This window comes from Natronococcus sp., from assembly GCF_047921035.1.
GTDB lineage: Archaea > Halobacteriota > Halobacteria > Halobacteriales > Natrialbaceae > Natronococcus.
Genome location: NZ_JBLRWX010000107.1, coordinates 1 through 10308, shown reverse-complemented (window position 1 = coordinate 10308; position 10308 = coordinate 1). Strand labels below are relative to the sequence as shown.

At 66.8% G+C, this 10308-nt stretch carries 10 protein-coding genes; 4 read left to right on the top strand and 6 right to left on the bottom strand.

Features of this window, described 5'->3' with window-relative positions; genetic code table 11:
- The 3 genes from ACNA7R_RS17055 to ACNA7R_RS17045 all read right to left on the bottom strand — a co-directional run.
- Positions 1-1275: ammonium transporter (locus tag ACNA7R_RS17055; protein WP_416284731.1), on the bottom strand; the 1275-nt coding region annotated here is incomplete at its 3' end.
- 480 nt (positions 1276-1755) lie between these two features.
- Positions 1756-2781 (bottom strand): porphobilinogen synthase, encoded by a 1026-nt coding sequence (gene hemB / locus ACNA7R_RS17050; RefSeq protein ID WP_416284730.1) that lies wholly within the window; start codon positions 2779-2781, stop codon positions 1756-1758.
- Positions 2782-3005: 224 nt separating this feature from the next.
- The gene (locus ACNA7R_RS17045) at positions 3006-4490 is read right to left on the bottom strand and encodes a sodium:solute symporter family protein (RefSeq protein WP_416284729.1); all 1485 of its coding nucleotides are present in this window, start codon (positions 4488-4490) and stop codon (positions 3006-3008) included.
- 274 nt (positions 4491-4764) lie between these two features.
- Here ACNA7R_RS17045 and ACNA7R_RS17040 point away from each other — a divergent pair, with 274 nt between their 5' ends.
- From ACNA7R_RS17040 to ACNA7R_RS17030, 3 genes are all read left to right on the top strand, one after another.
- Positions 4765-4914, top strand: coding sequence for a hypothetical protein (locus ACNA7R_RS17040; RefSeq protein ID WP_416284728.1), 150 nt, complete (start codon positions 4765-4767; stop codon positions 4912-4914).
- Between the two features lie 51 nt (positions 4915-4965).
- Positions 4966-5754 carry a TrmB family transcriptional regulator gene (locus ACNA7R_RS17035; protein ID WP_416284727.1) on the top strand — a complete coding sequence of 263 codons (789 nt, stop codon included), beginning with the start codon at positions 4966-4968 and terminating at the stop codon, positions 5752-5754.
- Positions 5755-5851: 97 nt separating this feature from the next.
- Positions 5852-6175: a 4Fe-4S dicluster domain-containing protein gene (locus tag ACNA7R_RS17030; protein WP_416284726.1), complete on the top strand. Its 324-nt coding sequence runs from the start codon at positions 5852-5854 to the stop codon at positions 6173-6175.
- Here the strand turns inward: ACNA7R_RS17030 and ACNA7R_RS17025 are convergent, their stop codons facing one another.
- Complete coding sequence (locus tag ACNA7R_RS17025) at positions 6176-6340, bottom strand: DUF6757 family protein (protein WP_007141157.1); 165 nt, start codon at positions 6338-6340, stop codon at positions 6176-6178.
- A 58-nt stretch (positions 6341-6398) separates the two neighbouring features.
- On the bottom strand, positions 6399-7175 hold the full coding sequence (locus tag ACNA7R_RS17020) for a PHP domain-containing protein (RefSeq protein WP_416284725.1): 777 nt from the start codon (positions 7173-7175) through the stop codon (positions 6399-6401).
- A gap of 136 nt (positions 7176-7311) precedes the next feature.
- Between ACNA7R_RS17020 and ACNA7R_RS17015 the strand changes: the two genes are divergently transcribed.
- Positions 7312-7599, top strand: a complete 288-nt coding sequence (locus ACNA7R_RS17015) for a DUF2795 domain-containing protein (RefSeq protein ID WP_278290593.1) — start codon at positions 7312-7314, stop codon at positions 7597-7599.
- Positions 7600-7692: 93 nt separating this feature from the next.
- On the opposite strand, the gene ACNA7R_RS17010 is transcribed toward ACNA7R_RS17015, so the two are convergent.
- Positions 7693-10305, bottom strand: coding sequence for a heavy metal translocating P-type ATPase (locus tag ACNA7R_RS17010; RefSeq protein WP_416284732.1), 2613 nt, complete (start codon positions 10303-10305; stop codon positions 7693-7695).
- Positions 10306-10308 lie beyond the last annotated feature (3 nt).

The following is a 10308-nucleotide window of genomic DNA, read 5'->3' as shown; positions in this document are numbered from 1 at the left end:
GTGTTCGGGCGTGACGCGAGCCTGTCCGATCGCCTTGAACGCGCCCCAGACGGCGGCGGTCGCGGCCACCGTCCAGACCGTGATCACGGCGACGCCGACGAGCTGTGGAACGAACGCGCTCGCCTCGATCGAGAGGATTCCGCCGGCGACGACGCCGCCGCCGATCGCGGTTCCCTCGATCGACCACAGCGGGTAGATCACCAGCCCGAGCATCCCCGCCGTCCCGTGGACCGGGAACACCGCACAGACGTCGTCGATCTTGAGTCGCTCGTCGACGAACTTGAAGACGATCGGAAGCTGCGCGCCGGCCAGAAATCCGATCGCGATCGCGCCCATCGGGGTGATGAGGTCGGTCGGACCCGTGACGCCGACGAGCCCGGCGAGCATCCCGTTGGCGACGTACAGCGTGTCGACCTTGCCGTTCATCGCCAGCGAGACGCTCGAGGCGCCGAGCGCGCCCAGCCCCATCCCGAGGGCGGTGACCATCGCGACGCTGCCGACGTACTCGAAGTCGGCCAGCCCGACGACCTCGCCGGCCGCCGCGCCGGCGTCGACGTCGACGACCGTCGCGGCCGTCCCGACGTTGAAGCCGAACCAGCCGAAACAGAGGATCAGCGTCCCCAGCACGGCGAACGTCATCGAGTGACCGGGGATGATGTTGACGCTGCCGTCGTCGTTGTACTTGTCCATCCGGGCGCCGAGGATCCAGGCGGCGGTGAGCCCGGCGACGCCGCCGACGCCGTGGACGACCATCCCGCCCGCGAAGTCGGAGAAGCCGAAGCTCGCGAGGATCGGCTCCCCGCCGGGCGCGTACCAGACCATCGCCGCGACAACGGGGTAGATCACCGCCGCGAGCAGGAACGTGTACGTCACGTACGCCCGGAGCTTCGCGCGGCCGGCGACGGCCCCGGAGACGATCGTGGCCGCGGTCATCGCGAACACCGCGCTGAACAGCCACATCGCCCAGTCGAACGATCCCTCGCCGAACATCGTCAGCGGGCTGGCCTCGCCGCCGCCCAGCGCCGCGCCGACGTTGTTCGAGATCCCCATCCCGATCACGAAGAAGACGAAGATGCCGACCGCCCAGGTCAGCATGTTCTTCGTCAGCTGGTTCGCGACGTTCTTCGAGCGGACCTGCCCGGCCTCGAGCATCGCGAAGCCGGCGTGCATGAAGAAGATCAGGAACGTCACGGTGAGCGCCCACATCAGGTTCATCCCCGTCGCGAGCTGCTCGATATCGGCCGTCGAGACCTCGAGTGCGATCGGCTCGATCACGAGTCACTCACCTCGCTCGTGGGCTTTTCGCCCGAGTTCTGTAAACGGTTGTCCACGTCCCGTCCATCATCTTCCGCGTATGTATTCCGATTCACGGATACAGATGATGGAAGTGCACAGTATAAGGTTTAGCGTTGACGATTGGTCATGTATCGTTGGCTATTCGTGACGTGCGTCGGCATTTATAGGCAATATATTCTGTATAAGGGCATTCAAAACCGGTCGCGACCGCGATCTCGACCGCCGGCGGACCGATTGCGAACGGCGTTCGCGTGAGATCATCGCCGCTCGAGGTAAATTTCTCACTCGTCGGTCTCGATCGGAGCCCGCGCGGAAGATATTGCCGCTCCGAGGCTCCGATCGATCCATCGGTGGACGTTCGTCAGAAACCGCCGCTCGGCGAATTCACTCGGGGTTCGGCGGGCAGGCGGCCGTCGATCGCTGTCCGGAATCGGCCACTCGGCGACGGGACGACCGCAATCAGTTCCCGTCGGAGAGCCCTTCGGCGACATCCTCGGCGAAGTAGGTGAGGATCAGGTCCGCGCCCGCCCGTTTGATCGAGAGCAGCGATTCGTGCGCGACGGCCTCGAGGTCGAGCCACCCCTTCTCGCTCGCGGCGTGAAGCATCGCGTACTCGCCGGAGACGTTGTACGCGGCGATGGGGTGGTCGAACTCCCGTCGGAGGTCGCCGACGATATCGAGGTAGGGCAGGGCGGGTTTGACCATCAGGACGTCCGCGCCCTGCTCGACGTCCAGCCGAACCTCCCGCATCGCCTCGCGCGCGTTCGCGGGATCCATCTGGTAGTGTCGTCGGTCGCCGAACGCGGGCGCGCCGTCGGCCGCGTCGCGGAACGGGCCGTAGAAGGCGCTCTCGTATTTCGCCGCGTAGCTCATGATCGGGACGTGCTCGAACCCCTCGCGGTCGAGCCCCGCACGGATCGCCGCGACCATCCCGTCCATCATCCCGCTGGGCGCGATCATGTCCGCGCCGGCCTCCGCGTGGGAGACGGCGATCCGGTCTAAGGCCTCGAGGGTCGCGTCGTTGTCGACGGTTTGGATCGGGTCACACTCCGGTCCGTGTTCGTGCGAGCCGTCCTCGCCACGGAGTTCCGCCTCGAGGGGACCGCAGTGGCCGTGGTCGGTGTACTCGCAGAGACAGACGTCCGTGATGACGTAGGCGTCGGTCTCGCTCGTAATTTGTCGAGTGGCCTCCTGGACGACGCCGTCCTCGGCCCAGGCGCGGGTTCCCTCGGGATCCTTCGACTCGGGGATGCCAAAGAGCATGACGGCCTCGACGCCGGTCTCGAGCACCTCCTCGACGCGGGCGACGCTCTCGTCGATCGGCACCCGCTCGTGGCCGGGCATCGTCTCGATCGGGATCCGCTCGTCGGCCGTCGCGTCGACGAACACCGGAGCGATGAAGTCGGCGGGCTTGAGGCTCGTCTCGCTGACTAACCCGCGAACCCGATCCTGCCGGAGTCGTCGGGGACGGTGGGTGAGGTCCATACCGGTTCTACCGACGGGACGGCAAAAAGCGGTGCGCTCGCGCGTCGCCGCGAGCGAAACGCAGCGTTCGCTCTTAACGCCTGTCGTCGTGCCGATCGATTTCGGGTGTGGAATCCGCTCGAGTCCGGATGGGAATCGGCTTCATACGGATTGCCGTACCGATGTACCGGCGCAACCGCGACCCGTGCGGCGGTTGCGCCGGTACTGACGTACAGTAAACCGTATCAGTCGTCGTCCTCCGCCGGACGGACGTCATCGGTGGTGAGTCGGTCCATGTCCCGACTGGCCACCTCCCGGACCTCCTGATTGCTGAAGGTCTCGCCGTCGTAGAGCAGGCTCACGACGACGATGGTGAGGATCGCCGCGGCCGTCGCGGGGACGGCTGGCTCGACCTGTCCCTCGCCGAACAGCTCGGGCGATCCCAGCCCGAACTCCCAGATGACGAAGACGACCCCGCCGACGATGAAGGCGGGGAGGCCGGATTCGCGGACGGTACGGTCCCACAGCATCATCACCAGCCCCGCGAACAGCACGGACATGATACCCATGCCGAGCGTGTTGATCACGATAATCTCGATGCCGCTGAGGGCGATCGTCGCAGCGATGACGCCGAAACCGACGATCGTGAGCCGCGTGACGAGGACGAGGTGGGCGTCGGTGAGGTTCTCGCGCCCGCCCCGGAACGGGATGTAGAGATCGTTGATGAAACTCGTCGAACCGGCCAGCAGGAACGAGTCCGCGCCGGTGATGACCGAGGAGACGGCCGCGGCCAGCAACAGGCCGGCGAAGACGTCCGGGAGCATGTTCGTGATCGTCCAGGCGAACGCCATCTCGGACTCGATGTCGGCACCCTGCGCGTTGGCGATCATACCGGCCGCGGCGGTGAGGATACCGTAGCCAGTGATGACCGTCCCCGCGAGGAAGGTCCCGAACATCGCGACTTTCCTGCTGCGGGCCGACCAGGTGCGCTGGAGCATCTGTTGCTGGGCGCCGGCGACGGTGATGTACATCAGGTACCACGTGCCGATCTGGACGATGCCGACGCCGATCCAGTTCGTGTGCCCCTCCGGGACGCCGGCGGTGATCGTTCCCATGCCGCCGGCGTTGGTCACCGCGAGCGGAATCGCGACGACCATCCCGAAGATGATGACGATTCCGTGGAGCGTGTCGGTGTACGCGACCGTGTTCATCCCGCCGTAGGCGGTGAGGCCGACGAAGACGACGACGCTCACCCAGAACGCCGTCGACAGATCGATCCCGGTGGTGACCGCGAGCACCGACGCCATCCCGATCGTCTGTCCGGTCGTCAGCGCGATCTGACCGACGACGGTGAACAGCCCGGCGAAGTACTTCGTGTACTCGCCGTAGACTCGCCCCAGCAGTTCGGGAACGCTGACGACCTCGAACGAGTAAATGAAGCCGATAAACAGCGTCATCGTCATCCAGGCAAGCCCCTGGGTCATCGCGTACCACTGGGCGCTGATACCCTCGATGAACGCTTCCTGCGCGATCCCCATCGTGAGCCCGCCGCCCGCGAACGTTGCGAAGTAGGTCATCATGTAGACGGGCAGGCTCAGGTTCCGGCCGGCCAGGGTGAACTCGACGTACCCCTCGCCGGCACCCCGTCCGAACCAGATTCCGACCGCAAGCGTCAACGCGAAGTAGCCGATCATCGTCGCGACGACCGGATCGGTGGCTGTATCAATCATGCAAATACCACGCGATAAATTCTGCTCGCGTCATACGATAGCTCTCTCAATTGGAAGTTTCGCAAAACGGCCTGCAAATGTAAGCCACTTATTCAGTCGACGCCGAACGTCCCGGATCGCCGCTGGTACTCTCACCGATGACAAAACGTCGGCGTACAGTCACAGCGCTCCTCCGTGGCGCTGTCGCCGGTTCGTTGTCACTGGCGGAGTATCAGCACGGGTGTCACCCTCGAGATCACACACGAGTTATACGGTGTTGAACGAACTACCAGACGTGACTGACACCGACCGGCGGAAGGGGGCAGCACGCTGTATCGACTGCGGGCGAGCGCTGGCGGTCTGGCTCTCGTCGGGCGAGATCAACCCGATCGGCAGCACCAGGGGCTGTCCGTGCGGCGGAACCGAGTTCGATCCGCTGGGATGAGCGGTACCGCGAGAGCGTCCGACTTTTAGCCGCCGCCGCCCGTGTTCACGTATGTCCAAAACCGAGGAAGCGGTCTCCGCGCTGTCGGAGCTCGGGCTCACCGAGTACGAGGCGCGGTGTTTCGTCGCCCTGACGAAGCTCACGACCGGAACCGCCAAGGAGATCAGCCAGGTTTCCGACGTTCCCCGCTCCCGCGTCTACGACACGATCGAACGGCTCGACCGGAAGGGACTCGTCGACGTCCAGCAGTCCGATCCCCGCGAGTACCGGGCGGTCGAGGTCGAGACGGCGTGTCGCCGGATCCGCGAGAACTACGACTCCCGGATCAACACCGCCGAGAACGCCCTCGAGCAGATCGAACAGCCCGAAGCGACCGAGGACGCGGGCGTCTGGTCGATCTCGGAGACCGAACACGTCACCGATCGGATCGTCTCCTTCCTCGAGAACGCCGAGGAGTCGGTCCACCACGTCGTCGCGTCCGACGAGGTGCTCGACGGCGCGATCCTCGCGGAGCTACGAGCGGCGACCGACCGCGGGGTCGAGGTCGTCGTCGAGGTCCCCACCGAGGACGACAGGGAGGCCCTCGAGGAGGCCGTGCCGGACGCGATCGTCGTCGTCGCTCCGGACCTCGAGACCACTAACGCCGTCTACTCGGAGTGGCCCGGCCAGCTCCTGCTCGTCGATCACGAGGCGGTCGTCGCGGCGGCGATCAAGGAGGGCGGACTCCCCGATGTCACCCAGCAGACGGCGATCTGGACGTACGGTCACGATCACGGCGCGGCGGTCTGGATCCGCGAGTTGCTCGACGACCGTCGCGCGTTCCGGGAACGGAACGAGTAGAGCCGTCCGCCGCGGGCTCGCGTCGAAACGCTCCGCGCCATCGGCCGGAATCCGGCACATACTTTTATGCTCTGTCGGCGATTTTTACCTGTTAGCAATGGCCATAGATCCGCAGTTCCACGAGAACCGTGAACAGGTCGACGAACACAACGGCCACGCCGTCTGGGGACCCGTCGACGAACCGGAAGAGCTGGGCATTCACGGCACCCACGTCGCGGTCGACTTCGACCTCTGTATCGCCGACGGGGCCTGTCTCGAGGACTGCCCCGTCGACGTCTTCGAGTGGGTCGACACGCCGGGCCACCCCGAGAGCGAGGAGAAAGCGGATCCGGCGAAGGAGGCCCAGTGTATCGATTGTATGCTCTGTGTCGACGTCTGCCCCGTCGACGCTATCGACGTCGACGCCGGGCGGACGGCCTGATCACTCGGCGCGGTCGACGTCGACCTGCTCCTTGAGCGTCTCGAGGCCGTCGGCTTCGGCGAGTTCCTGCAACCGCTCGCGGAAGTGCTCCTCGCAGAGCCCGACCTTGAGCCCGTCGGATTCGGCTGCGAAGGCGGCTTCGCGGTCGCAGTAGTGGCAGTTCATACCCGTCCGTACGAGCCAGGGGACATTGAAGGCTCCGTTCTCGGCGGCGTTCACCACCTCAGTTCTCGAGCCCGAGCCGTCGGTACTCGGCCTCGGAGAGCCCGGCGACGCCGAGTTCGCGCTCGTGGGCGTCGGTCCCGCCCGTCGCGAGCAGCCCGTACCGCTCGATGGCTCGATCGACCCGACTCGAGTCGACCGCCCGCCCGTAGGGGTAGTACCGTTCGACGGCGTCGAGTTCGGCCGTCAGCTCGAGGGCGGCGTCCGGGTCGGGATACCTGAAGGGGTGTGCGAGCGAGACCAGCCGACCCGCCTCCGCGAGCACCTGCCGACCGTGCTCGAACGAGGGGAGCTCCCTGGCGACGAAACAGGGGCCGCCGTTGCCGATGAGGTGGTCGAACGCCCCCTCGTAGTCGTACCCGGTATCGGGGTGGGCGTCGATCGCCCGTGCGACGTGGGGCCGGCCGAATCCGTCGTCGACGGCGACGCCGAGGTCGACGTCGAGGCGATCCTCGACGCTGTCGACGATCGCTCGCCCGCGTTCGATCCGGTTTCGCTGGATCCGTTCGGTCGTCGCCTCGAGGTCCGCGGTCGGCTCGATCCCGTAGCCCAGCAGGTCGACGCGCCGGCCGGCGTCGGTCTCGACCCGAAGTTCGATCCCGTGGACGATCCGGACCCCGTCCCGTTCGATGGCGGGTTCGTCGAACGGCTGCAGGCGGTCGTGGTCTGTCAGGGCGACGACGTCCACGCCCGCTCGGCGCGCGGCGTCGGGAACTTCCGTCAGCTCGAGGGCGCCGTCCGAGCGGGTCGTGTGAACGTGCAGATCGGCGTAGGGCATGCCGTACTCGAGCCGTCCCGCGGCCGTAAGCCCACTGTTGTCGGTCCGTTACCTCTAGGTGTTTAAGGAGTACGGTAGGCCTAGAGATCGATTATGGAAAATGTTTATAATCATCGTTCACACAGATATCGGTGTAATGCTGCTCAACGGCACCGGCGAAGTCATCGACGACTACGAGTACCCCGCGACCACCGAGGAACTGATCGCAGAACACGGCGACCGCACCCTCGAACTCCCCAACGGGACCGAGACGGTCAGCGAGGTACTCGCTCGTCTCGAGTCCGAGACCTTCGAGAGTCCGGAGGACGCCCGGTTCGCCGTCTACTCCGCGGTGAGCGACAAGGCGGTCGGTCGGGTCGGCTACAGCGACCGGGACCCGACGCCGGTCGGGAGCCCGTACGCCCCGGACGCGGTGTCGTTCTAGAATCGTTTCCGAACCGTTCGATTCCGCTCCGAACCGTTTTCCGATGTCCCATCCCTCGAATCGCGTAGCGACGGAACCGAACCGCGCCCCGCCTCAGTTCCCGCGGAGCCACGACAGCGGCTTCGTGACGGCGAGTCGGTAGTCCTCGTGGGGATCGTACTTCGCGAACGCCAAGCTGTTGCTCATGACGCTGACGCTCGAGGCGGCCATCGCCAGCCCCGCCAGCGCGGGGTTGAGCAGTCCCAGCGAGGCGATCGGAATCAGCGTCGCGTTGTAGACGAACGCCCAGAACAGGTTCTGGCGCACCTTCGAGATCGTCGCCTCGGAGATCCGAACCGCCTTCAGCACGTCGGCGGGGTCGTCGCGCATCAGGGTGACGTCGGCGCTCTCGATGGCGACGTCGGTCCCCGACCCGATGGCGACGCCGACCTGGGCGGTCGTCAGCGCGGGCGCGTCGTTGACGCCGTCGCCGACCATCATCACCCGCGATCCGTCGTTCTGTAGCGCCTCGACGTGGTCGGCCTTGTCCTCGGGGAGGACCTCCGCGCGAACGTTGTCGGGATCGATTCCGACTTCTCGAGCCACCGCGCGGGCCGTTCGCTCGTTGTCGCCGGTGAGCATCACGACCTCGGTCCCCCGTTCTCGCAGCGCTGCGACAGTCTCCTTCGCGCTCTCGCGGACCTCGTCGGCCACCGCGAGCACGCCCAGCAACCGGCCGTCGACGGCGACCGGCATCGCGGTTTTCCCCTCGCGCTCGAGTCGCATCAGAGTCTCCTCGGCGGGCCCGGCGTCGATCCCCGCGTCCTCGAGGAGCTTCCGGCGGCCGATCAGCACGCTCCCGCGGTCAGTTTCCGCTCGGATCCCGTGGCCGGGGACGTTCTCGAACTCGGTGACCTCGCCGACCTCGACGCCGCGTTCCTCGGCGCCGTCGACGATCGCCCGCGCGATCGGGTGTTCGGAGCCGGACTCGGCGGTCGCGGCCGCGCCGAGGACGAACGACTCGAGGTCGTCCTCGCTTTCGACGAGCAGCCCTCCGTCGGTCGCCGTGCCGCCGTCCGCGCTCGCACGCTCGCCGACGAGTTCGACGTCAGTCAGGGTCATCTCGCCGTGGGTCAGCGTTCCCGTCTTGTCGAAGACGACCGTATCGATCCCCCGAACCTGCTCGAGGACGTCCCCGCCCTTGAACAGGACGCCGTTCCTGGCCGACAGCGTCGAGCCGACCATCGTCGCCGCGGGCGTCGCCAGCCCCAGCGCGCAGGGACAGGCGATCAGCAGCGCCGAGGCCAGCACGACGACCGAGAACTCGAAGACGGGCACGCCGCCGACGACGGGACCGCCCCCGACGGGCTCGAGGAGGGGGATCCACGAACCCAGCGCCGCGGAAACGCCGTACAGCGTCTCCGGGAACAGGAACCAGAGCACCGCCCAGACGACGGCGTTGACGATCACCGCGGGAACGAAGTACGCGCTCACCCTGTCGACGAGCCGCTGGATCTCGGGCTGGCGCGACTGGGCCTCCTTGACCCGCTCGACGATCTGCTGGATCGCCGTCTCGGAGCCGACCTTCGTCGCCTCGACCAGCAGGACGCCGTTCTCGTTGATCGTCGAGCCGACGACCTCGTCGCCCTCGCCCTTCTCTACCGGCACCGATTCGCCCGTCAGCATCGATTCGTCGACCGCGCTCTGGCCCTCGCGGACGACGCCGTCGGTGGGGATCTTCTCGCCCGGTCGAACCTTCATCACGTCGCCGGGTTCGACGTCCTCGAGGGGGACCTGCCTCTCCTCGCCGTCCTCGATCACGGTGGCCTCGTCGGCCTCCATCTCGAGCAGCTCCCGGAGCGCGCTGCCCGCCCGGGCCTTCGAGCGGACCTCGAGCCAGTTACCGAGCGTGATGAACCACAGGATGAAGGCGACGGCCTCGAAGTAGAACCCGCCCGTGACGATCCCGAGCAGGACGGCCGTGCTGTAGACGTAGCCCGCCGAGGTGCCGACGGCCACGAGCGTGTCCATGTTCGCCCGGCGGTCGTTCGCGAACGCGCGGTAGGCGCCGACGAGGAACTCCTTGCCGAGGGTCGCCATCAGGGCCGTCGCGAAGGCGAACTCGACCCAGCCCAGTCCGACCCCGAACACCGTCTCCGGGAGCTCGACGAGGCCGAACATCGCCAGCATGATCGGGACGAACGGAAGCGTCAGCAGGCCGCCGCCGATCACCAGCCGTCGCTGGCGCCGGAGCTCCTTCTCGACGGCGCGCTCGCGCTGGCTCTCTCCCTGGGTTCGCTCGATCTCGTCGCGAACCGGCTCGTAGCCGGCGTCCTCGATCGCGCCGGCGATCTCGCCGAGCGAGACGTCGTTCGGGTTGTACTCGACGCGGGCCTCGTCCGAAGCGAAGTTGACGTCCGCACGGACCACGCCCGGGAGATCGGTAACCGCGTCCTCGACGGTCCCCGAACAGGTCGAACACGACATCCCCATCACGGTGATGGTCTCGGTCTCCGAGGCCGCCTCGTAGCCCGCCTCGGCGATCGCGTCGTAGATCGCCGCCAGCGAGGTCTCCTCGGGGTCGTACTCGACGGTCCCCTCGTCGGTCGCGTAGTTCGCGCTCGCCGACGCGACCCCCTCGAGTGCTCCTACGGCGTCCTCGACGCTCCCCGAACACGTCGCACAGGACATCCCGGTGATCTCGAGGTGCGCTCGTCTGGTGCTCATACC